Origin of the sequence: Shewanella indica, from assembly GCF_002836975.1 — a bacterium.
GTDB classification, from domain to species: Bacteria; Pseudomonadota; Gammaproteobacteria; order Enterobacterales; family Shewanellaceae; genus Shewanella; species Shewanella indica.
This window is the reverse complement of the sequence record NZ_NIJK01000032.1, coordinates 16,400-43,341: the sequence shown is the minus strand read 5'-3', so window position 1 is coordinate 43,341 and position 26,942 is coordinate 16,400. Positions and strand designations below refer to the sequence as shown.

Below are 26,942 nucleotides of genomic sequence, written 5' to 3'. Positions count from 1 at the left end.
AAAATCCGATGACTCAAAGGCCATCGGATTGGGGTTTTTTCTGCAGGCGTCGAACGATTTTGCCAAAAAACTATATGACATTGATCGTATGGCATTGATCGTATGACATTGATTGTATGGCATTGACCATTGGGTTGGCCCAATGCAGTTTAGAAGCGGTAGCTGACGCTCAACTTGGCGTTGCGCTCGGCCCCAGGCATACCGCCAAGGAACATCGCCTTGTCATAGTAGCGGGTGTTGAACAGGTTATTGAGGTTCAGCTGCACACTCCAGTCATCAGCCTTGTAGGCAATGGCAGAGTCCCAAACTGTATAGGCGGGCACTTTGCCATCCGGGATCCCGAAGGAAGCCGAGTTGGTGCTGCGCTCGTCGACATAACGAACCCCAAAGCTGACAGACAAGGGATTTGGCAGCGCCTGCCACTGATGACTGTATGTAACCCAGGCACTGGCACTGACCTGGGGAACCCCTTTCTGGCGACTGTTGTAACTGCTGGAGTTAGGGTCATTTTTGTTGCGTGCATCCTGGTACAGACCGTTGAGGTTTATCAGCCATTCTTCGTTGAGGTGGGCGTTGAGATCCAGCTCGGCACCTGTGGTCTTATCCATGCCGTCGTAGAAGAACTCGGGTACTGAGATGTTGTAGTCAGGCGCGCCTTGTTTGTCATTGTATTCCGGGTTGCTGTAACGCAAATTGGTACGTTCACTCTGGAATAGAACCAAGGAGCCGAGCAGCTGATCATCAAAGCCCTTGAAGCGCATACCGAGATCATAGCTCAGGGACTCTGAATCCTTTCTATCTGCTGCGCGGCCACTCTGTGCGCCCGTTACGGCACCCAGCACGCTGTAAGCCGTGCGTCCCTTGGCATGGTTGATGAAAAATGACAGGTTATCGGTCGGCATATAGGTCAGACCCAGGTTGTAGGTCATGCCGTGATCTTTGCTGTCCTGCTCCGGAGTCGGGTCTTTCTTTGGCGTGCCCAGATGACTGTACTTCTGTTCAATCTCATTGAACGCCACACCCACTCTGGCTGTAAAGGTTTCACTCAGGTAACCCACATACTGCATGCCCAGGCCCCAGGCGCGGACTTGTTTGTTGTAGTTGTCCTTGAGATCAGGGTTGTAGTCCTCAAAGGCCTTGTCGCTCCAGTTGGGATTACGGATATCCAGAATATAAGGCAGTTCACCGCCGCCATCTTTGTCGTACAGTGCCCAGCTCTTATAAGCGATATCTCTGTCTTCCAGGTTGGCATTCAGCAACAGCTCACTGTCTATGCCTGCCAGGCTGAAGTTGTAGCGCATATCGGCAAAGTATTGCCAGGATTTCTCGTGGGCATCTACCTTGCGGTATTCCTGTCTTCTGGCGGCATAAGGGTATAAGACATCATCAATTACCAATGGAGCACGGGGATCGGCGTTGATCACGTCCACGGATTTGACCTTACGTTTCCAGTACACATAGTTATAGGCGCCAGTCTGGCGAATGAACCCGGACTGATAGTCTCGATACTGTAACTGCTGATTAAGTTGCAGATTGTCACTGAGGGTGATGTTGTGGTTTAACTTGAAGCGCCACTCTTCGCCTTCATTGGGCCTGCTGATGGGAGAGGCCAGGCTGGTATCGCCTATATCCAAGGGTTCGAGACCGTCGCTCGCCACCAGGGAATCAGCCAGTTGTTGCCGCTGCGCCTGGGTCAGTTGAATGCCGGCACCATTAGGGTCGTTAATCAAATCTTGCCAGCTGACTTGTGCGCCGCTCAGGCCACCGGTAGAGGCGGCGTTGTAGATACGTATCGGGTGGCCTACAGAGTCTACCTGCACAGAGTCTTTAATCCAGGCGGCCGACAGCACCAGATCTTGAGCGTTTGAAGGCAGAATTTTCAACGAGGCATAGACTTCATCTCTGTCGCTGCCGATATCACGATAGCCATCGCTACGGGCATGTTTGGCCACCAGACGATAGGCCAGGGTGTCGCTCAAGCCTCCGGTAGAGTCGAGCCCCAGGCTGTAACTGTTCCATGAGCCCAGTTCGGCGCTGACTTCTGTGCTGTCCTGAAATTGAGGTTTCTTTTCAATAAGGTTGATGATCCCGCCGGCGCTGCCCATACCATAAAGCCCGGTCGCCGGGCCTTTGAGCACCTCAACCGCTTCCACATTGGTCATGGAGCGGGTGGGATTAAAACTGTTGCCGAGTCCCGCGCCGCCGTACATACCGTCATAAGTGTAGTTGGCGTCCAGGCCACGGATCACCAGGTTATCACCTATGCCGTAGTTGTTGCCGGCTTGGGTAACACCACTGATGTTACGCACCAGATCCTGCAGCGAGTCGGCTCCCTGGGCGGCAAACAGCTCTTTATCTATCACCACCAAGGCAGCCGGGGTTTCCATCAGCGACATGTCTGATTTGGTCGCCAGTCCAGAATTCATTACCACTTTGTTCTGTTTACCATAAACGGTAATACGTTCTACATCCTGTGAAACCTGTGGTGGTTGAGTTGTTTCGTTTGCCTGTGTGGCCTGTGCCATGGTCAGTGACAGACAAGCCGTCACCGCCAGAGATATTGCGGATTGCTGCATTTGAGATCATCCCCTCGAAAGTAGGGTGCGAATGATAATGGTTTTTATTTGTGTTGCAACAAAAGTTTCAAACTGTATCGGTTGACTGGGTATTTTTTGACTAGGCCACATGGATCCGCTTTCGAGAGCCTAAAGAGGCAAGTTTTTGAAAAAAATTTAAAAAAAATCGTTTTTTTATTGAGACTGACCAAAGTACCTGCCTGTGTTGATCACTATACGCAAGTCGTGAAAAACGGATCTTGATCACATTTAATTTTAACCTTTACGTAAAGGTAATATTAAAACGATCGTTTGATTTTGGTTGTGGTTGCGTTTTTGTTAGCTATTTGTTTTTGTTGGTTATTTAAAGTTGACCCTGACGAGAGTTCGAAACGGATATTAACGGATTAGACCTAAGTTTTAATGATATTTTGTGGAAACTATAAATTTCATTTGGTTATTTAATTACGTAACAAATTACTTTGTTGCCAATGTGGTAAAGTTGTCTGACATTTTTCTGTAATCTGCAGGTTAAGTCTTTTTGTTGTTTTGATTTTTGCTTGTAAAACAATATCTTGATGTTCCATTTTTTACTTGGTCATACCAATTTTAAGTCAAGTTGAAGCCTAGGTTTTGCCGGTTTTTTCGACGTTTTGACTGTTGCAAACACAAATGTTTATCGATAGGTTTTAGTACGAAACGAACATTTGCAGGGTTTGGCAGGCTTTATTCTGCCTCCCAGGGAGACAGCAAGATGATAGCAGAGACAGTCGCACAGCAAGGGCTCAGTATAAAGGGGGCCGAAATACCACAACAGCAAAGCCTTTTTACTGAAGGTGCGCTCAACTTCCTCGAGGCTCTGTGTCGGGAGTTTGCTCCGGAAGTGACCAGTTTGCTGGAAAAGCGTGAGCAACGTCAGCTGCGGATAGACGGTGGTGAGTTACCGGACTTTTTACCGCAAACCCGAGCCATTCGAGATGGTGATTGGCAAATTCGCGGTATACCGGCGGATCTTAAAGATAGACGGGTCGAGATCACCGGGCCTGTGGATCGCAAGATGATCATCAATGCGCTCAACGCCAATGTAAAAGTCTTTATGGCCGACTTCGAAGATTCGCTGGCACCCAGCTGGCAGAAAGTGGTCGAGGGCCAAATCAACCTGCGTGACGCCGTCCGCGGTGAAATTGATTTTACCGCGCCGGAAACCGGCAAACATTATCAATTGCAGGCCAACCCTGCGGTATTGATTGCCCGGGTGCGGGGGCTGCACCTGCCGGAAGCGCATGTCGAATTCAACGGTAAGTCCATTCCCGGCTGCTTATTCGATTTTGCTTTGTACTTCTACCATAACTATCGCCAACTGCTAGCCAAGGGCAGTGGACCTTACTTCTATATTCCCAAGCTGGAAAGCCATCTTGAGGCACGCTGGTGGGCCAAAGTGTTTGCCTTCGCCGAAGAGCGCTTCTGCCTGCAGAGTGGCACCATCAAGTGCACCTGCCTGATTGAAACCCTGCCGGCCGTGTTCGAGATGGAGGAGATCCTCTATGAACTGCGCTCCAACATAGTGGCGCTCAACTGTGGCCGGTGGGATTACATTTTCAGCTATATCAAAACCTTGAAGAAGCATCCGGATCGTATTTTGCCGGACCGCCAGCAAGTGACCATGGATAAACCGTTCCTCAGCGCTTATTCACGTCTGCTGATCAAGACCTGTCACAAGCGTGGCGCGCTGGCGATGGGCGGCATGGCGGCCTTTATTCCCGCCAAGGATCCGCAAACCAATGCCCAGGTACTGGAGCGGGTTCGCAAGGACAAAGAGCTTGAGGCCCGAAACGGCCATGACGGCACCTGGGTGGCGCACCCTGGCCTGGCTGATACGGCCATGGGAATTTTCAACGAATATATAGGTGAAGAGCACGCCAACCAGCTGCATATCACCCGCGACGTGGATGCACCCATCCTGGCGGCCGAGCTGCTCAAACCCTGTGATGGTGAGCGCACCGAAGAGGGGATGCGACTCAATATCCGTATTGCATTGCAGTACATAGAAGCCTGGATTGGCGGTAATGGTTGTGTGCCCATCTATGGCTTGATGGAAGATGCAGCCACAGCAGAAATCAGCCGCGCCTCTATCTGGCAATGGATCCAGCACGGACAAAAGCTTTCCAACGGCAAGCCGGTGACCAAGGCACTGTTCAGCGCCATGTTGAAAGAAGAGTTGGCCAATGTGCGTGAAGAGCTCGGCAGCGAGCGTTTTGATAACGGTCAATTCAAGCGGGCGGCAAGTTTATTGGAAGAGATCACCACCGCCGATGAGCTGGTGACCTTCCTGACCTTGCCGGGCTACGAGCTGCTTACCCAGTAACCCAATAACCATTTACGGCAGTTGCCCGCGGGGGCTGGGGGCTGCCAAATTACCCTACGAAGGAGAGTTAAAATGACCAAGGCAACACAGAATTCACGTCAGGCGCAGATAGAAGCTTTGAAAAAGGATTGGGCTGAAAATCCACGTTGGCAGGGCGTTCGCCGTCCATTTACCGCCGAAGAGGTTGTGGCATTGCGCGGTTCAGTGGTTCCTGAAAACACCATCGCCAAGCGCGGCGCAGCCAAGTTGTGGGAGCTGGTTAACGGTGGCGCCAAGAAGGGCTATGTCAACTCTCTCGGCGCTTTGACCGGCGGTCAGGCGGTGCAGCAGGCCAAGGCCGGTATCGAGGCCATCTACCTTTCAGGCTGGCAGGTGGCGGCCGATGCCAACCTGGCGGGCACCATGTATCCGGATCAGTCACTCTATCCGGCCAACTCAGTGCCTGCCGTAGTGGGGCGAATAAATAACTCCTTCCGCCGCGCCGATCAGATCCAGTGGAGCCAAGGCAAAAACCCGGAAGATGAGGGTTATGTCGATTACTTCCTGCCGATTGTGGCCGATGCTGAAGCCGGATTCGGTGGCGTGCTGAACGCCTATGAGTTGATGAAGTCCATGATAGACGCCGGCGCCGCCGGGGTGCACTTCGAAGATCAACTGGCCTCGGTGAAAAAGTGTGGTCACATGGGCGGCAAGGTTTTGGTGCCGACTCAGGAAGCGGTACAGAAGCTGGTGGCGGCCCGTCTGGCAGCCGATGTATCCGGAGTGGATACTCTGGTGATTGCCCGTACCGATGCCAACGCTGCTGATTTGCTGACCTCAGATTGCGACCCCTATGATCGCGACTTCATCACCGGAGAGCGTACCCAGGAAGGTTTCTACCGGGTGAAGGCAGGTTTGGATCAAGCCATTTCCCGCGGGCTTGCCTACGCACCTTATGCCGACCTTATCTGGTGTGAAACCGCCAAGCCGGATCTGGAAGAGGCGCGCCGCTTTGCCGAAGCCATTCATGCCCAGTATCCGGATCAACTGTTGGCCTATAACTGTTCACCTTCGTTCAACTGGAAGAAGAACCTGGATGACGCCACCATTGCCAAGTTCCAGCAGGAGCTTGCCAACATGGGCTACAAGTACCAGTTCATCACTTTGGCCGGTATTCACAACATGTGGTACAACATGTTCGATCTCGCCTACGACTATGCCCGTGGCGAAGGCATGAAGCACTATGTTGAGAAGGTTCAGGAAGCCGAATTCGCTGCCGCGCAGAAGGGATACACCTTTGTGGCGCACCAGCAGGAAGTGGGTACAGGTTACTTTGATCAGGTGACCAATGTTATCCAGGGCGGCCAGTCCTCTGTCACGGCTCTGAGCGGTTCGACCGAAGAAGAGCAGTTTTAATCCCCTGTGTTGGCGTCCTCGGGCGCCACTTCCCCGGAAATGAACCTACGCCATTTTCGGGGGTAATTTGTGACTTCCCAGTCATTTGAGCCTTGTTGCTTGTGTTTTGGCGACTCATTGAGTCGCCTTTTTTTGTTGTAATTGTGTTATTTCTTTGAAGTTTGTGCTTTATTCATAACAAGAGTTCCATTCTCAAGCCCACCACTGGGCCAATATCGGAAAGAGTTGAGTCGTATTTGAAATCAGCTAACAAGGGGGTGGATTACTGGACCCGCAGGATCAGTGATCAGGAAATGCCCGCACTTTGCTCAACAATAAGGACATTGGAAAAACTCGCCAAGGACGATGTGTCCTCCATGGCGATTCTGGGGCGCAGCATAATGCACGACAATGCGCTCACTTCCCGTATTTTGCGGGTGGCCAACAGCGCCATCTATAACAAGGGGATAAGCCCTGTTACTACGGTCAGCCGCGCTGCTGTGGTGCTGGGGTTCGACACCATCCGCAATATCTGCATTACCGCCAAACTCCTCTCCAGTTTGCTGGAAAGCAAAAATCTGACACCCTCGGTTTACCAAAGGTTGCTGAAGTTGATGGCTCAGGCGTTTCAGGCCGCCATGTTGGCCAAGATGATGCTTGACGGCTACGATGAGGAGTTGCAGGAAGAGGTGTTTATCGCCGCGCTGCTCTATCACCTGGGTGAGAGTGCCTTTTGGAGCACGGGAGCCGAACTGGCCGAGGAACTGGATTCAGCCCTCAGCGCCGAGAGTGATGCCGTAAGTAGGCTCAATCTGGTGCGCGAAGCGCTCGGGACTTCATTCAATCAGCTCAGCCAGGGGTTGGCCCGCAGTTGGGGCCTGGGTGAACTCTTGTGCAAGTCGCTCAGTAATCCCGATGAACGCACGCCGGAAATTCGCAGTATTTTTCTGGCCAATAAACTCAGCGAAGCGCTGGCCGGCGCCTCACTCAAACCCGAGGAGCTGGAGCGGCGCCTTAAACAAGCCGCCGATATGCTAAAGCTGGATACAGATGAGTTTCGGGGTCGGGTCCTTCGCTGTTCCAACGCTACCGCCAAGTTGGCCGAAGCCTATGGTGCCAAAGTACTTATCGAGTATCTGCCGGACACAGATCTGCTGCTGCCTCCGGAGAGGTTGGCTGAGGTTGTGGTGCGCGAGGAAAATCTTGCGTTTCAGCTGAAAAAACTTAGAGAGCTGACCGGCTTTGCTGTTGAGAAGACTGATTTCAATAAGGTAGTGACCACGGCATTGGAGGGAATACTCGAGGGCATTGGTCTCGACCGCTGCGCCGTGCTCTTGCTGTCACCGAGCAGGCGCATGTTGCAACCGAGAATCGCGCTTGGGGACGGCGCCGAGGAGATGAAAAACGACTTTATTCTCGAGCTGGAAGGCCGCGGCACCTTGCTGAAGGATTGCATCGAAAATCAGCGTCTGATCTGGCAGGGCGAGGGAGCCGATAAAGCTGTACTGGGTGAACAGCTGGCGAGAAAAGTCCCCGCCAGTGGTTTTTTGCTGGCACCATTACAGGTGGATAATAAGGTGATAGGCGTCTATTACGCTGACAGAGCCAGTTCAGGCCGGGATATTCATCCTGAAGATTTTGACAGCTTTAGTCACTTCGTGCAGCTGGCCAATATCTGTTTTTCAGTTGCCTTCAGGCACTGATTTCTGCTTTTTTCGATACAGCTTTATCTGATCGGTAATTCTGGGCGCCAGGGCGTTGGGAATGGGAAAACTCAGGCTGTATTGCAGTATTTGCCAGCCTTGTTCGGTTTTAACAAGCGTGCCTGTGCCCCTTCCAAGTCCATAGGACTGGCTGTCCAGCAGTTCATCGAACACTATCACATCGCCGTGCTGCACCAGGTGGCGTGAGGAGCTTTGGTAAGTCCAGCCCTGGGTGGCACGGGCATACTGCTCAAATTCAACCATATTCCAGTATTCACTGGCATCTGTGCCGATAAATCCCGCATCAGGGCTGAAAAGGCTAAAGTAGCAGTCCCAGTCGGCATTGGCAGCACTTTGGTGCAGTTTATCCAATACCAAAGCGGCCTGAGTTTGGCTGTCATCGAGCTGGCCGCTTTGCTCTTGGCCGTTTTGATTGCCGGCTTGCGGGTTATTTGCCAAGGCTGAATGGCCGTAGATCGCTAGCAGCGCTGTGGTCAGCAACAGAGGTTTAAGGTGCAACATAATGTTCCCTATTATAATTTTTTATTATCGAACCCAGCTTAACCCAATTGGGCACAAGATGTGAGCCAAAGGAGGGGGGAAGTGTGCAATTGTACTGTTGCAAGGATGGCCTAGTGCCAATTCAAGGGATCGAGACGATAGAAGCGGCTCAGTTCCTGGTAGAGTTGCGGATAATCGGCTTTCATCTGCTGCGGTTGCTCGAAGAATACCTCGCTTATGACAGCAAAGAACTCGGCCGGATTGGTGGCGCCGTAGTAACTGAATAGGCTCGGCTCACCACGGGCGGCCTGAGCCTGCAGTTTGGCAAACTCCTGCCCCAAAACCTGCGACCACACAGGATAGGCGTTGAACTCACCGAGTCTGGGAGCGCCATTGGCATCGCCTGCTTCCTGATCCAGTTGATGGGCAAACTCATGGATCACGACATTCCTGCCGTCTGCCGGATCGGCGGCGTCATCCAGGGTATTTTGCCAGGAAAGGACGACTTTCCCCTGCCCCCAGGATTCTCCCGCCAATAACCTTTGGCTGTGCCATTCCAGGCCATTGGCATCCCGCTGCTGCTGGTGAACAATAAAGGCTGATGGGTACACCAGAATTTGTCTCAGGTTAGGGTAATAGTCGGTTTGACGATTGAGTAACAAGAGACAGGCCTGCGCGGCTATGGTTACGCGGATTTCATCATCTATCTCCAACCCGTCGCAACCGACAAACTGCTTTTCCGCCAGAAATACCTGAATGTGTTTCTTGAGCTGCAGTTGCAGGTCACTGGGCAGGGAACGGAAATAGGGCATACGTTTTTTCAGGATAGTGCGCCATTCCTTGGGGAAAGGCTTGGCGCGTATCTTGTCTCTGCGTCTGCGATCCCGCCAGGATTGGCTGAGGATCCAACCTATGGCGCTGGCGCCGGCGGCGAGGGTTATCAGAATGGCCAGCATGATCCGGCTCCATGGCTAAAGCGTCTAATCAGATCTGTGGGGGCTCAGTGGGAATAACTCAAGCTCGGCGCATGAAAAATAAGCAAAAAAAAGCTGACAGCAAAGAGGTTGAAACCTGTTATCGGCTGTCAGCAAAGGGTGGGAGTGTCAAACAGTCCACGCAGTTCAAGGGAAAGAGTTAGTCCGGCATAAACTTCTGTTCCAGCTCGCGGCGCTCTTGTGGCGCCAGGCTGTGATGATGCTTGATAAGCAAACGTATCAGGCGTGACTTGGCAATATCACAGTCGCTGGCCATTTCGGCCAGGTGGCTGATGGCCGCTTCACTCAGGGTAAAAGTCGCCTTGCGAAAAGGTTCGTGGCGACGTTTGGGTATCAGCTTTTGCTGGGTGGCTTCCTGATTGGTGGAAGCTGTATTGGAACACAGTTGCTCAACCGGCATAGTTACCGCCGCTTGTTGTGTTTGTCCCATGGCGTAATAGATGGCGCCGTCGATAAACTCATCCAGGGATTGCATGGCCATCATATGTCTGCGGGCATCAACCTCAGATGGCGTAACGTTTTTCTTCAGATCGGCCAGTCCCATACTGAGTCCTCATGCTGTTGAGTTGGTTGGTCATCAGGCGGCTGCGGATCTCAGTGGCATTCTGTGCCTGCAGCATTTCGCAGGCGATGGCACGGATCTCGGTGGCGGCCTTGCCCTTGGGCTCGAATTCAATTACCGAGCGGCCGGACTCTTCGCTGTCATCATAGATGTTGCGGCTGTAGGTAATGGCGTCCAGCACATTGATATCGTAGGTTTTACAGACTTCCTTGGCCTCGAGAATACGGCTGGCCTGGTTGGGCAGGTTAGGGCACTGGGTGATAACAAAAGAGGCGCGCATCTTGGGGTTTATCATCATGCAGGTGGCGACGATATCATCCATATGGCTGACGGTTTTAAGATCGCGGCGCTTGGGTCTAAGGGGCATAAGTACATGGGAGGCTACTGACATGGTGGCACGTAGCGCCAAGTTGTCCTGGCCGCCGCAATCGACTATCACGTAGTCGTAGTGTTGCTCCAGGCTCAGTAGATCGTTGCGGATTTTGCCATAGAGTTGCACACAGTTAATCCCGGCGAGTTTGCTGTCGTTGTTGCGGGCCTGGATCCAATCAGAGGTGGTTCGCTGAGGGTCGCAATCCACCATGATCACCGATGCGCCACACTCTACCGTGAGAAAAACGGCAATGTTTTGTGCCAGGCAGCTTTTGCCGCTGCCCCCCTTTTCACCGCCAACGAGTATGATCATTGTCTTGCCCTCTGAAAGCTTGTTCTTAAGTTATTTGTTCTTTCCCTGATGGCTTACAACTTTCCTTGGTTCGGAAATGTTCCCTACTTAATGTTTACCGTGTCGTTGCTTGTTTGCGCTCCCAAAAGCTTTCGCTGACGGAGGTGAACAGTGAACGGTAAAACAAATGTAAAAGTTAAATTGTTATTGGTCAACTTGATGATTTTTATTGGTTTTTATTGTTTTTGTGGCGTCATGTTTTTGGCGTTACCCTCTTGGGTTGTCGTAATAATGGCGGTGTTATCCATGAGTAAGGTGGCCGGAGAAATTATCAATAAAATTATGTCGTTAAAAAAATGTTGCCGCGTCATTTATTTGTTAAAACTGAACTGTGCCCGGATCCGAACCGCCAGAGTCTCTTTTATGACACCGCCAATACTGTATATAGGAATTAAAAGTATTTTTTTTAGATTTAAAAAATATAAATAAATGTGATCTTTGTCGATTGGGCTGTTAATCAAACGCTTGGGTGTCTATGGGCCGAGAAGGGAGTGGTCTTTTATTACTCTATGCCGCTTGGTGAGCTTAGCAACTGTCATTTCCTTGCCACAGAACTCTGCCATGTTGGGATGCTAGCCAGACTTTTCTCTGGACGTTCCGACCATCTGCATTTATGCAAGGAGGCATTTATGGGCCACGTACTTAACCAGACCAGTCGCTTTGAAGTTGAGGAGTGTTGTCTGGCAATCCATGAACTCTTGTTGCTTAGAGACAGGGCTGGACTGCCCGTGCATGGACTGGATGACAGTTATTTGCCTGCCAAACCATTGTTGTCCTTATGTATCAGGGAAAATCAGCAAGGTGGGCAACTGGTGGCGCTGGCTTTGGTGCGAAGCGGCTCTGCAGCTGGATCTTGTCGGGAGCCTGGACACTATCTGCTACAGGATTTTCTGGTGTTGCCCGAATTTCGCCATCTTGGACTCGGCAGCTTTTTGTTGGAGACTGTCATTGAGCGATTATCGCTTCTGGGCTCGCCTAAATGGCAACTGATGCTGGAGGTGCTTCCGGGAGATGAAGTCTTGGCACAGCGCCTGGGGTTCAAGCCTGGCGGCCATAGTGTGCCGGGAAATCTTTGGCTGAAAAGCGTAGGTTGAATTGAAAGCTTGCCTTTCTTTGTTGAAGGCCAGGCTAACGCTGCGGTTTACCCAGGTAGGCTAGTTGAGTTATCAATTCGACAGTTATTCATGTCGTGGGTCACTTATACGTCGCTGAATTGACCTCAGACAAAATTTGGCGCTGAGCCGCGCGGCTTGGCAGGCTTTCCACTCAAGTTTACTTTTCCGGAGTATACTGGCAACTTTAGCCTGAAACGGAGAGAAGATGCAGCCGGAACAGCAGTTGTTGGAAGCGATCAATCAGACCATGCCCTTTGGCAAGTACGCCGGACGCAAGTTATTGGAGCTTCCCGAGCCTTATCTGGTGTGGTTTCACTCCAAGGGGTTCCCCGAGGGCAAGCTTGGGCAGCAATTGGCGCTTATCTATGAGGTGAAGCTCAATGGTCTTGAGTCTATGCTGCGGCCATTGCTACGTACGTGAAGCTGTCAAAAGTGTGAACCCTATTAGCGATTTATGAAATAACACATGTTTTAATGGCGCAGTATTTCCAACGACAACAGGAAGCAACAGACAATGGCAAAATTGGCAAAGATCTTGGCGACCGCGGCTTTGGCTCTGGGTATATCTTCAGCCTGGGCACAAGGTGCGGTACATGAAGGCACAGTGGTCGACACCATGAATAGTGGCGGTTATACCTATGTGCAGATTAAAGAAGCCGATAAAACCTTTTGGGCGGCTGGTCCTCAGGTAGCTGTGGCCAAGGGTGATAAGGTGCAGGTGACCGAGCAGATGTGGATGAACAACTTCACCAGCAAGACCCTCAACCGTACTTTTGACAAGCTGATGTTTGTTGGTGAAATCGATAAGAAGTGATTTCATCCACTCTCTGTTAAAGTCGCGACTCTGTTCGCGGCTTTTTTTATTTGTGCTTAAGGGCTTTGCCTGAGCACAAATGTCGGGCAGAATGCCTGCAATTCAACTGTGTTGGTACCAATTCTCATGTTGCGGGTAGAGGTTTACTCTCATTCTCGTCACAGGCACTTGGGGGAGCAGATAGCCAATCTGTACCACAGTGCCGTTACTGCCATAGATGATGCCCGCTATAATGCGGCTCAGCGTCTGGCTTGGTCGGCGGCGCCGCGCTCGGGGCGATACTGGCAGCTAAGGCTCAAACGGGCTCAGGCCTGGGTGATGCTCAAGGGCAGTGAGCAAAGTCCTCTATGTGTGGGCTTTGTGTTGCTGGAGACCACCTTCCGTGAGCGAGGTTACATCGCCTGCCTTTATGTGGCGCCCGATAGCCAGCGTCAGGGTGTTGCCTCCTCCTTGCTTGAAGCCGCCAAGAAGTGGGCACTCACCCAAGGCTATCATCACCTGACAACAGATGCTTCGGCGCTGTCCAAACCTGTGTTTGAGCGTGCAGGGTTTCGTTTGCGTCACAAAAGCTATCAGGAAAAATCCGGCCAAATGTTCGGCAGCTATTTTATGAAGCTGATACTGGCGCCTTTGGTGCACGAAAGAGTTAAGTCTCCATGAACTCACCAACTGCCACTCAAATCGAGCATGGCTTTATTGTTCGCCAAGGTCGCCCTGAGGACTGCGCGGCCATCGCCGAGCTGTTTCATCTGGTGGTAAACGCCAGCACTGAGCATTACAGTCAGGCGCAATGCCAGGCCTGGTCGCCGGCAAAGCGCAGCGAAGATGAGTGGCGAAATCGTTTGCAGGGGACGGCGCTCTGGGTTGCCGAAGATGGTCGCAATTTGCTTGGATTTATTAACTTAAAGCCTTTGAATGCGCCGGGTGAAGCCGAGATAGACTGCCTTTTTTCTCACCCCAATGCCCAGCGCCGGGGGATTGCCGCCGAGCTCTACCGGCAGCTATTGAGATACGCCGTCGATTCCGGGGTGCAGTGTTTGAGGGTTGAAGCTTCTTTCTATGCCAAAGCGTTTTTCGGCAAGCAGGGCTTTACAACCTTGAAGCGCAATCAGCATCAACGTCACGGGGAAGTGTTGACCAATTTCAGTATGCTGCTGCAGTTATAACCTAAGCTGCCCTGGAAAATCACCCAAATGAAGTTCCAGGGGCGGCCTTGGACAAACGCCAAAAACGCTGCTGGTTACGGCAAATCAAACACCAGGGCGACAGTACGCTTGTTGCCGGCCTTGATGACAAACTCCTCAAGTTCGTTGATGTGAATACCATCGCCACTTTGCAGGGGTTCACCTGCCAGTTGCAGCTCTCCTTCCACCACTTGAGCATAGAAGTTGCGCCCCTTTGCCAGCTTGAAGCTCGTCTGCTCGGCAGCGGTTAGCTCCAGGCGGTAGACGCTGGCGTCCTGTTTGATGGACAGGGTGCCATCGCGGCCATCGGGAGTGACGACCGGGGTCAGGGACGAACTCTGGACAAAGGCTTTTTGCTGATAACCCGGGGTGCCACCCTGGCTACTCGGTTGGATCCAGATCTGCAGGAAATGCAGAGGTTCAGTTGCCGAGGCATTGTATTCACTGTGATAGATCCCCGTGCCGGCAGACATAAGTTGGAACTCACCGGCCGGCAGGGTTTTCACATGACCAAAGCTGTCTTTATGGGCTATGGTGCCGGAAATCACATAGCTGATGATCTCCATATCCTTGTGGCCGTGGGTATCAAAACCGGCGCTTGGTGCGACTCTCTCATCATTGATGACCCTCAGGGCCGAGACCCCCATAAACCTTGGATCGTAATAGTTGCCGAATGAAAAACTGTGTTGGCTCCTGAGCCAGCCGAAGTCGGCCCGGCCGCGCTCATCGGCATGACGTACATAAATCATAATTCAGTTCTCCTGCTGGGAAGGTGCAGACAAGTTTTTTATGTGCTCTTCACAGACTTACAGGTCAAGATGCAAGGCCTGTAAGCAGTGAATGGCTTAAAGCAAGATGTGTGCTTTACAAGAATTAATGTGTCTTGCTGGCAATCATGTTGTCGACGGACAGTTTACCGGCGCCGGAAATCGCCAGGGATACAGTGGCGGCCAGCAATGCCAGACCAAACTCGTAACCGTTGTTGGACATAAACAAACCGTTGTCCAGGTGCACTGTGACTATCGCCATCAGCATGGTGAAGGCCAACACCGCGGAAGTGGGGCGAATCAGCAAACCTATGATAAGCAGCAGACCGCCGAAAAACTCACTGGAACCGGCCATCAGCGCCATCAAATATCCGGGAGTCAGGCCGATAGAGGTCATCCATTGTCCTGTGCCTTCCAGGCCGTAACCGCCGAACCAGCCAAAGAGCTTCTGGGCGCCGTGAGCCATAAAAGTGATACCTATAGGCAGGCGCAGCGCCAGAGGCGCGAAACCGGCATCGGTGCGGAGCAGTTTTATCATCAGGTGTTTCATAATGGTGTCCTCAATGAATTTGAATAGGGTGGATAGGCTTTCCTGTCCAGTTACTGTGCAGTTTATTCTTGACCTTTGCGGCTGAAAATCGGAACATTTTGACATTGAACTTCAAAAAAATTGAACATAGGTTTTGTCATGCACTCTGTCATTAGCCTGGATGCGCTTAAAGTATTGGATGCTATAGATAGAAAAGGCAGTTTCTCGGCAGCGGCCGAGGCGCTTTTCAAGGTGCCATCTGCCTTGACCTATCAGGTTCAAAAGCTGGAGAGTGAGCTGGGAAGCAGATTATTTGAACGTAAGGGCACTCGGGCTCAACTTACCGAAGTGGGACGTTTGGTGTTGACCCAGGGGCGGGAGATCCTGGCGGCCACCGCCCGGCTTGAGGATGCCGTGAGGCAATTGGAAACCGGTTGGGAGGCGCAACTGACCCTGGCGCTGGATACGGTTTTGCCGCAGGCACCGCTGCTTTCACTAATTAAAGAATTCACTGAGCTGGGTAAACAGCTCACCGTCAGCGTGACCCATGAGGCCCTTGGCGGCGGCTGGGATGCGCTTTATTCCAACCGCGCCGATATCGCCATAGGCGTCACAGGTGAATTGCCAAGAGGTCAGTATGAACTGCAAAAGCTTGGTGAGCTGGAGTTTGTGTTTGTTGTGGCGCCTGAGCATCCCTTGGCGCAATTTGACACTGAGATAGCTTCTGAAGCCTTGTTGCAATTTCCATCTATCATAGTGGCAGATACCTCGCGCTCCTTGAGTCAGCGCTCCTGTGGGGTGTTTGACAGTCGTCAGCTTATCCGGGTGTCGTCGATGGAAGCCAAGATCACCGCACAGAAGATGGGAATAGGGGTGGGTTTTCTGCCTGTGCATTTGATCCGGGATGCGTTGGCCAAAGGTGAGTTGGTGCAGCGTGAAGTGGCCTTGCCTAGGCCTTCGCTGCCCATCTATATGGCCTGGCGAAAAGGGGAGATGGGAAAGGCGCTTGGCTGGTTTGCCGAGCGCCTGCAAGGCAGTGACTTTGGTTTATGAAGCGGTTGGTTTATGGAACCATAGGTTTATGAAGGCGGTAGGTTTATAAAGCAGTTTATAAAATGGCTTACAACCAGGGTTTAGGAGCAGAGCTTATGGCCTTGAATGGTTGCTTTGCCCGCACAGGGGCGAGGGATAACCGCGCTCAATATGCCAGCTTATTCGCCGGCTGCTTCGGCTCTGTGGCTGGTATAGTGCACATGGGGCAATAGCAACTCATCCAGTTTGGGAGCTTTTTTCAGGAAGTTGATGAAGGCGCCCGGCAATGTCAGTGATGGCATGGACTCCTGCCAGCGGGCTTGCAGCAGAGGCTCATAGCCTTCTTTCCCGGCCGTGGTGTAGCAGGTGGACACCCCGACATAATGCTGCTCTGGTGCCAGCGCTTGCCACAGGCCATTTGCCCGCAACAGCTCCAGCCGGAATAGTCTTTCTCCCTGCTGTCTGCGGCCATCATAGAAATATCTCAGCCCATAGGTATAGGGAAAACTGCCGGCGCCGGTACCACGCACACCGTTGTTGGTGGCGGCGTTGATGGCCGACTCCAGTGCCTGGTAGAGGTGTTCCCCGGCGATTTCATATTTAACCAGCGGCAATTCAAACGGCAACAGGCGCCCGAGCACATCGGCTTTGGTCAGTTGTCCTTGGGGCACAGATTGACGCACGCCGCCGGCGTTATGCAGCGCAAAGTCTACTCTTTGGTCTTTGGCTCTGGACTCCAGAAACATACTGCGGCTGACCCAGGGGGCTATTTCACTGCCGTGGGGCAGGGTGTGGCTTGGCAGACGGGTATGCACCAGAGGTTTGGATACCAGGGCAAGCACCTGATTTTCCATGCAGCTTATCGCCGGGCGGAACTCGTTGGCTATCACTTGCTCCATGGCTTCATCGTTATCATCCCAGTGAATACCTGGGTGTTGCTCCAAGATCGCCTTGGCGGCTTGATAGTCGGCTTCGGTGGCCGCCTGGGGGCCGCTCAGCAGAAACTGACGGTCCAGCATAAAGATGTTACTGCCTTCGAGTCGGGTCACCCGGCCCGTGCCATCGAACTGAATGTCGGCGAGCCCCAGGGTTTCGGCATGTTTACCGGCATGGAGGATAGGCACGCCGTTGACGCTTTCACCATAGGGCAGGCATGGCAGGCCAAAACCGCGGAAATCACCCATCAGGGTATGGGTGTGGCCGCCGACGATCAGGCTGATCCCAGGGATAGTTTCGGCCAGTAATCTGTCTTGATCCAACCCTAAGTGACTGAGCACTATGATATGCACTATGCCTTTGGCTCTGAGGGCTTCAACTGTCTTCCTGGTAGTGACAAATGCATCGGTAAATTCGGTATCGGGATCCGGCCTGGCGATGGCTTTCATTTGATCCAGAGTAATACCAACTATCGCCAGCTGCTTGTCGTGGAAAGGTTTTATCAGGCAGCGGCCGATGCCTGAGGTAGTATCCAGATCATAGAGGTTGTCCAGCCCTCGAAGACGCCCGGGCTTATCTTCAGCTTCGCCGCTGAGATCCATATTGGCCGCTAGCACAGGGAAGCCGACCTCTTTGATAAAACCGGCCAGCAGAGCGTTGCCATCGTCAATATCATGGTTGCCTATGACCATGGCATCGGGTGCCAACATCTTTAGCAGTTTGGCGTTGGCCCGGCCTTTGAACTGGCTGTAATACAAGGTGCCCTGGAAACAATCGCCGCCGTGGAGCAGGATAAAAGGCTGGTTTTGTGCTTGGGCAGCGTCTCTTGCGGCCTTGACCTGAGCCGAGATCCGAGCGTAGCCACCACTGTGGCTGTGAAGATCAAACTCGCGTCCCTGAGAGTCAATCTTGAACTGAACCCGGCTGGGATCCAAGTGTGAGTGGGTATCGTTGAGATGGGCAAGTCTTAAAACATAATCTGTGTGCATATCATCCTCATTCTGCGAGCGGGGATTGTACACCTCCAGAGGCAGATGAAAAAGGGGGAGCCTGAGCTCCCCCAAAATGATGACTGTATTGATGGGTGGGTCGTTAGTTAGCCTGTCACACTATCTCCCACTAGGATGACATTTGTGTTAAAGCGCTGAATTAATAATCTGCAATCAGAGCCCTTGGGATTCGCTGACCGGCTCTCTGTCATCCGAGAGGCGGATCCCTTTGTCTTTCATGCGACGTTTCCAAAGTCGCCTTGCCAGTTGCTGCATGTCGGTGGCCGGGTCGTTAATATCGACAATCTCCAGCCCCAGCAAGGATTCGATTATGTCTTCCAGTGTCACCAGCCCCTGACCGCTGCCGTACTCGTCAACCACCATGGCTATCTGAGCGTTGCGTTTGATCATCAGTTCAAACAGCGGCAGGATGCGGGCGGTTTCCGGCACTATCACCAAATTGCGCTTGAGGTTCCCTAGGGGCGCATCTGGGTTATCCCGTTCACTCAGCAGCACATCGGTACGATTGACATAACCTATAATGTCGTCGTGATCCTTGTCGAAAATAGGCACCCGGGTGAAAGGCTTGTTGATGTGCTGGCTGACAAATTCATATTGAGTCAGGGCGGCCGGCAGAGTGAACATCACGGTTCTTGGAGTCATGATGGCGGTAACCGGCATCTCCTTGACGCTCAACATCTGGGTCAGAATTTTACTTTCCTGTTCATCCAGTTCACCGGATTCATGGCCTATCTTGGCCATGGCGCTCATTTCCTGACGGATATACTGGCCAGAGTCACCTTTGCCGAGCAAACGGGTAACCTTATTGGACATCCAGATAAGCGGCAGGGTGATGCGTTCCATCCACACCAGGGCAACAGACACACTGGGGGCCATGGCTCGCCAGTAGTTGGCACCTATGGTTTTGGGGATGATTTCGGAAAAGAATAGAATGAGGAAGGTCAGTACCCCGGAGAATACCCCCAACATCTCATCGCCAAACACTTTGGCGGCCTGAGCACCGGCCACGGCCGCACCTACGGTATGGGCTATGGTGTTGAGTGTCAAAATGGCGACCAGAGGAGATTCGACATTGTCTTTCTGTTTTTGAAGACGTTCGGCAGCGTCCGGGTTGGACTGGCGCTGCGACGCGATATAGCTGGGCGTTACCGAAAGCAGCACGGCTTCAAACACACTACAGAGAAAAGAGACGCCGATGGCGACCAATACAATAACGATAAGCGTTAGCATAAGGGGGGAATTATCACTCCGATGCAAAGGCCAACATTAGCCCAGCGCTATTCTATCATAGAGCTTGTGAGCTGAAGCTTAATTTTATGCTCGGTAGAGCGAAAGTAGGGTATAAGGGGAACCGCTGAATTACTGGCTATAGTTGCGGCCTATCTGTATAATTCGCCGCCCTGCTGCAGGTTTTGGTGTTGAGGAAAGTCAAATGAGTGAAAAAAAGATCAATCTTTTGGATCTTGATCGTAAGGCAATGCGTGAGCTTTTCGTCGAGTTGGGCGATAAGCCGTTTCGTGCCGAACAGCTGATGAAGTGGTTGTATCACTTCGGGATCAGTGACTTTGACCAGATGACCAATATCAACAAACACCTGCGGGCCAAGTTGAAAGAGCGCTGTGAAGTGGTAGCGCCGGAGATCTCCAGCTATCAGAAGTCGGCCGATGGCACCATCAAGTTTGCCATTAATGTCGGCGAAGGTCAGGAAGTGGAAACTGTCTATATTCCGGAAGATGATAGGGCGACTCTGTGTATCTCATCCCAGGTGGGATGTGCGCTGGAATGTACTTTCTGCTCCACGGCTCAGCAGGGCTTTAACCGTAACCTGACAGTGTCTGAAATTGTCGGCCAGATCTGGCGGGTATCCCACTTCCTCGGTTTTCAGAAGGAAACCGGTGAGCGCCCGGTCACCAATGTGGTGATGATGGGCATGGGTGAGCCCTTGCTGAATCTGGCCAATGTGATTCCGGCGATGGATATCATGCTGGATGACTTTGGTTTTGCCCTGTCCAAACGGCGGGTAACGGTTTCGACATCCGGCGTTGTACCTGCGCTGGATAAGTTGGGCGACGCCCTCGATGTGGCGCTGGCGGTCAGTATCCATGCCCCCAATGACGAGCTGCGTAACGAGTTGGTGCCTATCAACAAGAAGTATCCGCTTAACGAATTTTTGGCTGCTATTCGTCGTTATATCGCCAAGTCCAACGCTAACCGTGGCCGGGTCACACTGGAATATGTGATGCTGGATCATATCAACGACAGCACAGAGCAGGCCCATGAGTTGGCCAAACTGATGAAGGATACTCCTTGCAAGGTCAACCTTATTCCGTTTAATCCTTATCCGGGATCTCCTTACGGGCGTTCTTCCAACTCCCGTATCGACAGGTTTGCCAAAGTGCTGATGGAATACGGTCTGACTGTAATAGTGCGTAAGACCCGCGGCGATGATATCGATGCCGCCTGTGGCCAGTTGGCCGGTGATATACGTGACAGAACCAAGCGTCTGGCGAAAAAACGCATGCAAGCCAATCAAATTTCGGTCACAATGGATTAACTCTTTGTTTGTCCAGATTTATAGGTTTGCCAATGAAGCACGGATTGCCAGGTTTAACGCTCGCGTTACTGCTAGGGGCCATGTTGCCCGGATGTGTAACCGAGCGAACTTATGCCGGCACGGACATTCCGGTCTCGCAACGCCAGTTTGATAAAATTGCCGCCGCCAAGGAACGGACGCAGCTAGGCCTGACCTATCTGCAAAAAGGTAACTCCCAACAAGCCAAATATAATCTAGACAGAGCCATGGAATACGCCCCTCACCTTGAGGATGTGCATATTGCCATGGCTTATTATTATCAAACCGTGGGTGAAGTGGTGAAGGCTGAGCAAGCTTATGAAGCCGCCATAGATACCCGCAATGCCAGCGGCGACTCGATGAACAACTTTGGGGTATTTCTCTGCCAGCAGCAGAAATATGCCAAGGCAGAGAAGATGTTCCTGATGGCAATCGACAACCCCAGATATACCCGCACCGCCTCCAGCTATGAAAACCTGGGTATTTGCAGTCGGGATGCCGGGGAAAGAGAAAAAGCGCGACACTATTTTGAGATGGCGCTAAAGTATGAGCCCAGAAGACAGGTCTCATTACTGGAACTGACAGAATTGGAGCTTGACGCCCATAACTACGCCGCGGCCAGAATGCAATTGGAACGCCTCCACCGAGTAGTTCCTGAAACCGCGGAAAGCTTGGCGTTGGGCATTCGCATTGAGCAAGGGTTAAATGATGACGCGGCCGCCAAGCGATATGGAATATTGCTGCAGGCCAAATTTCCGGCGTCTCCCCAGGCTAAACAATACCGGGCAAGTATGCACTGATGACAGAGTTGAATAACCAAGTCAACAAGGATGAAGACGAGAACCCAAAGGTTCCCGGGCAAGAGGATACGCTCGGGTCATTACTGAAAAGCGCACGCGAACAAAAAGGTATCACTGTAGAAGATGCGGCTACCAGGCTGCACTTGCGCCCCTGCATAGTGACCGATATTGAAGCAGACTGTTTCAGCAATATCGATTCCTCCACCTATGTCCGCGGCTACGTGAAGAACTATGCCCGCATATTAGGCGTGGATAAAGAAGCTATCAACAATTGCCTGGCACGGCAGGTCCCCAAGGTGACTGAGCCGGCGATGCAGAGCTTTTCGCGCAAGACCAGCCGTCAGGCTACCGACAGCCGTTTGATGCTGGTGACTTACCTTATCGGTTTTCTGCTGCTGGCCCTGCTGGTGGTGTGGTGGCTGCAAAAACCTTCTGTGGTTTCCGATGTCGATTTCTCCCAACCTACGGCAGAAGAGGTGCAGCAGGCCAGAGAGTTTGAATCGCGTCAGGCACAAATAGCAGAAACCGAACTTCCGCCTGAAACTTCAACCGAAACACCTACCGCTGAAGTAGAGAAGAGTCTTGTTGAGGATAACAATACTGATGAAGTCAACTCTGGTGTTGTTAACTCAGATGTCGATATGACCGAGCAACCGGTGGCAACAGAGGCAACGCAGGCTTCTGTCGGTATCGAGCTTGATGGCGACTGCTGGATTAAACTTACAGATGCCAACGGCAAAACTTTGATAGATGGCTTGAGATCGCCAGGACAAACCATCAGGGTACAAGGCAAGGCGCCTTTTAAACTGGTCTTGGGCGCACCGCAGACAGTGAGTCTGACGTTTAACGGCCAGGCTGTGAGCCTTGCCGATTTCCCCAGCGGCCGGGTAGCCAGACTGACCCTGCCACAGGCATAATAGCACCAAGCAGGATAATTGAAGTGGCGCACTCATGGCGCCGAGTCAACAGAGCAGAATACGATGTACAGTGAAAATCCCATAAAACGCCGTCCTTCCACCCGCATCTATGTCGGCAATGTTCCCATAGGTGATGGCGCTCCGATTGCCGTGCAATCCATGACCAATACCCGCACCACAGATATAGAAGCCACAGTAGCGCAAATCCGGGCGCTGGAAACTGTGGGCGCTGATATCGTACGGGTGTCTGTGCCTACCATGGATGCCGCCGAGGCGTTCAAGCTTATCAAGCAGCAGGTCAAGGTGCCGCTGGTGGCCGATATCCATTTCGACTACCGCATAGCGCTTAAAGTGGCGGAATACGGTGCCGACTGTCTGCGTATTAACCCAGGCAACATAGGCAATGAAGAACGTATTCGTGCCGTGGTTGAGTCTGCCCGTGACAAAAATATCCCAATCCGCATCGGTGTAAACGGCGGCAGTCTTGAAAAAGACTTGATGGACAAATACAAAGAGCCCACCCCGGAAGCCTTGCTGGAATCGGCAATGCGCCATGTGGATATTCTCGACAGGCTCAACTTCGACCAGTTCAAGGTCTCGGTGAAGGCATCGGACGTGTTCCTGGCCGTGGAGTCCTACCGTTTACTGGCGAAACAGATTAAACAGCCATTGCACCTTGGGATCACCGAAGCCGGTGGTGCCCGTGCCGGTGCCGTAAAATCGGCTGTGGGCCTGGGTATGCTGCTTGCAGAAGGCATAGGCGACACTTTGAGAGTGTCCCTGGCAGCCGATCCAGTAGAGGAGATCAAAGTTGGTTTCGATATCCTCAAGTCGCTGCGCATTCGCTCCCGCGGAATTAACTTTATTGCCTGTCCATCCTGTTCAAGACAAGAGTTTGACGTGATAGGCACGGTCAACGCCCTGGAGCAACGCCTGGAAGATGTGACCACTGCCATGGATGTCTCCATCATAGGCTGTGTGGTCAATGGACCGGGGGAAGCCCTGGTGTCTCATATTGGCCTTACCGGCGGTAACCGCAAGAGCGGTTATTATGACGAAGGCGAGCGTCAGAAAGAGCGCTTCGACAATGACAATCTGGTCGATGCCCTTGAAGCCAAAATTCGCGCTAAGGCGCAAATGATGGAAAACCGTATTTCAGTCAAAGAAGCCGAATAATCCCTGATGACGTGAATGTGAACTGGCCAGCGCTGGCCAGTTTTACGTTTGCCGGTGAAGCGCCTATAATGGCTGGCATTTTTGAATTTTTAGCCCCAGAGCAAAACGAGTCGAGATAGTGGCAAAACAGATCCAAGCGATTCGCGGAATGAATGACATTCTGCCAACCCAAAGCCCCGTATGGCAAAAAGTGGAGGCGGTACTGCGCGCCTCGGTTGCCTCTTTCGGTTACAGTGAAATCCGCACACCTATCGTTGAGAACACAGACCTGTTCAAGCGTTCGATAGGGGAGGTGACAGATATTGTCGAGAAGGAGATGTACACCTTCGCCGATCGCAACGGTGACAGTCTCACCCTGCGTCCGGAAGGCACCGCCTCGACAGTTCGTGCCGGTAACGAACATGGCCTCTTGTACAACCAGGAGCAGCGTCTGTGGTATATGGGCCCCATGTTCCGCCACGAGCGGCCACAGAAAGGGCGCTATCGTCAGTTCCATCAGTTCGGGGTTGAAGTTTATGGCATCAAGAGCGCCGATATTGACGCCGAAGTGCTGATGTTGTCTGCCTCTTTGTGGCAGAAGCTTGGATTGACCGAACATGTTTCGCTCGAGCTGAACACTTTGGGTGACAGCGACGAGCGCGCCGCCTATCGTGAAGCGCTGGTGGCCTTCCTCGAGCAACATAAAGACAAGCTGGACGAAGACAGCCAGCGGCGCATGTACAGCAACCCACTGCGGGTACTGGACTCAAAAGATCAGCAGGTTCAGGCCTTGCTGGCCGATGCCCCGGCGCTGATGGATTACCTGGGTGAAGACTCCAAGGCACATTTTGCCCGCTTGTGTGAACTCCTGGAGGCCGTTGGTATCCAATACAGGGTTAACCCACGCTTGGTACGCGGATTGGATTACTACAACCGCACCGTATTTGAGTGGGTCACCGATAGTTTAGGCGCTCAGGGCACTGTGCTGGCCGGTGGTCGTTACGACGGTCTGGTGAGCCAGCTTGGCGGTAAAGAAACGCCGGCAGTGGGCTTTGCCATGGGGCTGGAACGGATTGTTCTGCTGCTGGAAACCCTGGAGCTGAACGCCGATGTTGCTGCCGAAGTGGATGTCTACGTGACCGCCATGGGCGATGACTGCGTAATTGAGGCGATGAAAATTGCCCAGGAACTGCGTGAGAAGCTGCCCAAGCTTAAGGTGATGAGTCACTGCGGGGGTGGCAACTTCAAGAAACAGATGAAAAGAGCCGATAAGAGCGGCGCGGGTTTTGCGCTGATTATCGGTGAGACCGAACTGGCCAATAACAAGGTGGCGGTGAAACCGCTGCGGGGTGATGGCGCTCAGCAGGATGTTGAACGCCAGGCCCTGGCCGACTATTTGGCAGAACTGATTAAATAATTTAGAGGGGAAGTGCGGGTGGAAATCTACAGCACAGAAGAACAACAAGTTGAGGCGATCAAGCAGTTCTGGAGAGACTATGGTGTTTCGATAGTCGCTGGTGCCGTAATAGGTCTGGGTGGCCTTTATGGCTGGAACTATTATTCCGATGTCAAAGTCGAACGTGCCGAAGCTGCCTCTCAGGCTTTTAACCAGGCCTTGATGCAAGGCGGTGATGAAGCCACAGTGATGGCTGCCGCTGCCGAATTTGACAAGCAGCACGCCCAGGCCGGTTACTCGGCGCTGATGCAACTGATTGTTGCCAAGAGCGCGGTAGAGGCCGGTGACCTGGCAAAAGCTGAAGCTGCCCTCAAAACCGTGATTGCCGCCAAGCCGGGTGATGCCCTGACAGCGGTTGCCACACTGCGTCTGGCACGAATTCAGGCTGAACAGGGCCAGGTTGCTACCGCTTTGACCACGCTTGAGCAGGTTAAAGATAGTGCCTTTGCTACCCAAAGAGATGAATTCAAAGGCGATCTGCTGTTGCGTCAAGGGGAAACCGACAAGGCGAGACTCGCTTACCAGGAAGCCGTTAAAAATGGCGGCGTGACAACCAGTCCGGCGCTGCAGATGAAACTCGATAACCTGAATCAGGCATAAGGAAGGCCAATGAAGTCGTGGTGTAAAACTCTTTTGGCCTGTGGCATGGCCATAGGCGCACTGACGGGTTGTGCTTCCAGCGATGTGGAAGAAGAACCTGTAAGCCCGCTGCTGGAGCTCAACGCCAGCGTATTCCCAGAGGTCAGTTGGAGTGCTTCGGTTGGCAGTGGTGTTGGCGATTATTACTCCCGCCTGCGTCCGGCAGTGCGCTACGGCAAAATTTTTGTTGCCGACCGCTATGGTGAAGTAACCGCCTTTGACGAGAGCAGCGGCGAGAAGGTCTGGAGCACAGACTTCAGTGAAGCATTCCGTGATGGTGCCCTGAAAAAGAACAAGGGCGCTCGTCTGGCATCCGGCGTGACCGCGGCCCGTAACAAGGTGTTTGTCGGTGGAGAGAGCGGCCTTTTGGCGGCGCTTGACGCTGAAACCGGTGAAGTGCTTTGGCACGCCGTAGCAGAAGGCGAACTATTGTCCTTGCCCGCAGTTGCCGAAGACATGGTGGTGGTCAACAGCAGCTCAGGCTCGCTGGATGCCTTTAATGTCGACACAGGTGAAAAGCTTTGGAGCTATGAAGCTTCCTTGCCAAACTTGACTCTGCGCGGTAGCAGTTCTCCTGCGTATGCTCAGGGTGGTTTCTTTGTTGGTACGGCCGATGGCAAGGTCGCAGTTATTATCAAAAGCAATGGCCAGCCAGCTTGGGAGCAACCGATTTACACCCCTAAAGGCGGTAACGAATTCAGCCGTATGGCCGATGTCGATATGACGCCGCTGTTGTTGGGTGACAACCTGTACGCCGTGAGCTACAACGGTAACCTGGTGAGCATGGATATGCGCAGTGGCCGTATTGTCTGGTCGCGCAAGTACTCCAGTTTCCACGAGCTGGACAGTGCGGGCTTGAGTCTGTATTTGGTGGACGATCACAGCCGTGTATACTCAGTGGACAGACGTAACGGTCTGGAGCTTTGGAGTAACTCGGATCTGACCAACCGGGATCTGACTGCTCCGGCCGTGTTCCAGGACTATGTAGTGGTAGGTGACTTTGAAGGTTATCTGCACTTTATCGATCGCAGCAACGGCCAAATTGTCGGTCGGGTGCAGGTCGATAGCTCGGGCCTGTTCAGTCAACCTCTGGTGGTTGACGACAAAATTTATCTGCAGACCCGGGATGGCAAAATTGCCACAGTAACTCTGCCCTGATCCCAGGCTTTGATACTGCCAAGCCCCTGGGAGTGCGTTCCGGGGGCTTTTTATTGAGAAGTTTTAAAGAGGCAAAAAG

The 26,942-nt window shown here is 52.5% G+C and carries 25 protein-coding genes; 16 read left to right on the top strand and 9 right to left on the bottom strand.

The window, feature by feature from the left end; translation table 11 throughout:
• Positions 1-149 precede the first annotated feature (149 nt).
• Complete coding sequence (locus CX650_RS10690; RefSeq protein ID WP_101095796.1) at positions 150-2,576, bottom strand: TonB-dependent receptor; 2,427 nt, start codon at positions 2,574-2,576, stop codon at positions 150-152.
• A gap of 733 nt (positions 2,577-3,309) precedes the next feature.
• On the opposite strand from CX650_RS10690, the gene aceB reads away from it, so the two are divergent.
• From aceB to CX650_RS10675, 3 genes are all read left to right on the top strand, one after another.
• Complete coding sequence (aceB, locus tag CX650_RS10685; protein WP_071477420.1) at positions 3,310-4,920, top strand: malate synthase A; 1,611 nt, start codon at positions 3,310-3,312, stop codon at positions 4,918-4,920.
• Positions 4,921-4,992: 72 nt separating this feature from the next.
• A complete protein-coding gene (aceA, locus tag CX650_RS10680; protein WP_039035087.1) occupies positions 4,993-6,315 on the top strand; it encodes an isocitrate lyase in 1,323 nt (440 codons plus the stop codon).
• A 293-nt stretch (positions 6,316-6,608) separates the two neighbouring features.
• Positions 6,609-7,997, top strand: a complete 1,389-nt coding sequence (locus CX650_RS10675) for an HDOD domain-containing protein (protein ID WP_101095824.1) — start codon at positions 6,609-6,611, stop codon at positions 7,995-7,997.
• Here CX650_RS10675 and CX650_RS10670 read toward each other — a convergent pair.
• From CX650_RS10670 to CX650_RS10655, 4 genes are all read right to left on the bottom strand, one after another.
• Entirely contained in the window at positions 7,977-8,519 is a 543-nt protein-coding gene (locus CX650_RS10670) for a nuclear transport factor 2 family protein (RefSeq protein WP_101095795.1), read from the bottom strand. The two genes, CX650_RS10675 and CX650_RS10670, sit on opposite strands and share 21 nt — an antisense overlap.
• A gap of 110 nt (positions 8,520-8,629) precedes the next feature.
• A complete protein-coding gene (locus CX650_RS10665) occupies positions 8,630-9,454 on the bottom strand; it encodes a M90 family metallopeptidase (RefSeq protein ID WP_101095794.1) in 825 nt (274 codons plus the stop codon).
• Positions 9,455-9,632: 178 nt separating this feature from the next.
• Positions 9,633-10,037: a hypothetical protein gene (locus tag CX650_RS10660; protein ID WP_039035084.1), complete on the bottom strand. Its 405-nt coding sequence runs from the start codon at positions 10,035-10,037 to the stop codon at positions 9,633-9,635.
• Positions 9,997-10,740: an AAA family ATPase gene (locus tag CX650_RS10655; RefSeq protein ID WP_039035083.1), complete on the bottom strand. Its 744-nt coding sequence runs from the start codon at positions 10,738-10,740 to the stop codon at positions 9,997-9,999. Before CX650_RS10655 ends, CX650_RS10660 begins: the two co-directional genes overlap by 41 nt.
• A 668-nt stretch (positions 10,741-11,408) precedes the next feature.
• Here CX650_RS10655 and CX650_RS10645 point away from each other — a divergent pair.
• From CX650_RS10645 to CX650_RS10625, 5 genes are all read left to right on the top strand, one after another.
• Positions 11,409-11,873: a GNAT family N-acetyltransferase gene (locus CX650_RS10645; RefSeq protein ID WP_039035082.1), complete on the top strand. Its 465-nt coding sequence runs from the start codon at positions 11,409-11,411 to the stop codon at positions 11,871-11,873.
• A gap of 226 nt (positions 11,874-12,099) precedes the next feature.
• The gene (locus tag CX650_RS10640; protein ID WP_101095791.1) at positions 12,100-12,315 is read left to right on the top strand and encodes a DUF3820 family protein; all 216 of its coding nucleotides are present in this window, start codon (positions 12,100-12,102) and stop codon (positions 12,313-12,315) included.
• 93 nt (positions 12,316-12,408) lie between these two features.
• Positions 12,409-12,708, top strand: a complete 300-nt coding sequence (locus tag CX650_RS10635) for a hypothetical protein (RefSeq protein ID WP_039035081.1) — start codon at positions 12,409-12,411, stop codon at positions 12,706-12,708.
• Positions 12,709-12,816: 108 nt separating this feature from the next.
• Positions 12,817-13,368, top strand: a complete 552-nt coding sequence (locus CX650_RS10630; RefSeq protein WP_229800087.1) for a GNAT family N-acetyltransferase — start codon at positions 12,817-12,819, stop codon at positions 13,366-13,368.
• A complete protein-coding gene (locus tag CX650_RS10625) occupies positions 13,365-13,874 on the top strand; it encodes a GNAT family N-acetyltransferase (protein ID WP_101095789.1) in 510 nt (169 codons plus the stop codon). The genes CX650_RS10630 and CX650_RS10625 overlap by 4 nt, the downstream gene beginning before the upstream one ends.
• 74 nt (positions 13,875-13,948) lie before the next feature.
• Here the strand turns inward: CX650_RS10625 and CX650_RS10620 are convergent, their stop codons facing one another.
• Both CX650_RS10620 and CX650_RS10615 read right to left on the bottom strand, forming a co-directional pair.
• Positions 13,949-14,641 (bottom strand): pirin family protein, encoded by a 693-nt coding sequence (locus CX650_RS10620; protein WP_101095788.1) that lies wholly within the window; start codon positions 14,639-14,641, stop codon positions 13,949-13,951.
• Positions 14,642-14,765: 124 nt separating this feature from the next.
• On the bottom strand, positions 14,766-15,209 hold the full coding sequence (locus CX650_RS10615) for a DoxX family protein (RefSeq protein ID WP_101095787.1): 444 nt from the start codon (positions 15,207-15,209) through the stop codon (positions 14,766-14,768).
• A 138-nt stretch (positions 15,210-15,347) separates the two neighbouring features.
• On the opposite strand from CX650_RS10615, the gene CX650_RS10610 reads away from it, so the two are divergent.
• The gene (locus tag CX650_RS10610) at positions 15,348-16,241 is read left to right on the top strand and encodes a LysR family transcriptional regulator (RefSeq protein WP_101095786.1); all 894 of its coding nucleotides are present in this window, start codon (positions 15,348-15,350) and stop codon (positions 16,239-16,241) included.
• A 158-nt stretch (positions 16,242-16,399) separates the two neighbouring features.
• Here the strand turns inward: CX650_RS10610 and CX650_RS10605 are convergent, their stop codons facing one another.
• Positions 16,400-18,145, bottom strand: a complete 1,746-nt coding sequence (locus CX650_RS10605; protein WP_101095823.1) for a bifunctional metallophosphatase/5'-nucleotidase — start codon at positions 18,143-18,145, stop codon at positions 16,400-16,402.
• Between the two features lie 174 nt (positions 18,146-18,319).
• Positions 18,320-19,396 (bottom strand): CNNM domain-containing protein, encoded by a 1,077-nt coding sequence (locus CX650_RS10600; RefSeq protein ID WP_101095785.1) that lies wholly within the window; start codon positions 19,394-19,396, stop codon positions 18,320-18,322.
• 202 nt (positions 19,397-19,598) lie between these two features.
• On the opposite strand from CX650_RS10600, the gene rlmN reads away from it, so the two are divergent.
• The 7 genes from rlmN to bamB all read left to right on the top strand — a co-directional run bounded on the left by rlmN (position 19,599) and on the right by bamB (position 26,863).
• A complete protein-coding gene (rlmN, locus tag CX650_RS10595) occupies positions 19,599-20,720 on the top strand; it encodes a dual-specificity RNA methyltransferase RlmN (protein WP_039035076.1) in 1,122 nt (373 codons plus the stop codon).
• A gap of 32 nt (positions 20,721-20,752) precedes the next feature.
• On the top strand, positions 20,753-21,538 hold the full coding sequence (gene pilW / locus CX650_RS10590; RefSeq protein ID WP_039035075.1) for a type IV pilus biogenesis/stability protein PilW: 786 nt from the start codon (positions 20,753-20,755) through the stop codon (positions 21,536-21,538).
• On the top strand, positions 21,538-22,455 hold the full coding sequence (locus CX650_RS10585; RefSeq protein ID WP_101095784.1) for a RodZ domain-containing protein: 918 nt from the start codon (positions 21,538-21,540) through the stop codon (positions 22,453-22,455). The genes pilW and CX650_RS10585 overlap by 1 nt, the downstream gene beginning before the upstream one ends.
• A 63-nt stretch (positions 22,456-22,518) precedes the next feature.
• Positions 22,519-23,631 carry a flavodoxin-dependent (E)-4-hydroxy-3-methylbut-2-enyl-diphosphate synthase gene (gene ispG, locus CX650_RS10580; protein ID WP_071477412.1) on the top strand — a complete coding sequence of 371 codons (1,113 nt, stop codon included), beginning with the start codon at positions 22,519-22,521 and terminating at the stop codon, positions 23,629-23,631.
• A gap of 118 nt (positions 23,632-23,749) precedes the next feature.
• Positions 23,750-25,027, top strand: a complete 1,278-nt coding sequence (hisS, locus tag CX650_RS10575) for a histidine--tRNA ligase (protein ID WP_025009765.1) — start codon at positions 23,750-23,752, stop codon at positions 25,025-25,027.
• A gap of 18 nt (positions 25,028-25,045) precedes the next feature.
• A complete protein-coding gene (locus CX650_RS10570) occupies positions 25,046-25,666 on the top strand; it encodes a YfgM family protein (protein WP_039035071.1) in 621 nt (206 codons plus the stop codon).
• A gap of 9 nt (positions 25,667-25,675) precedes the next feature.
• Positions 25,676-26,863 (top strand): outer membrane protein assembly factor BamB, encoded by a 1,188-nt coding sequence (bamB, locus tag CX650_RS10565; protein ID WP_101095783.1) that lies wholly within the window; start codon positions 25,676-25,678, stop codon positions 26,861-26,863.
• Positions 26,864-26,942 lie beyond the last annotated feature (79 nt).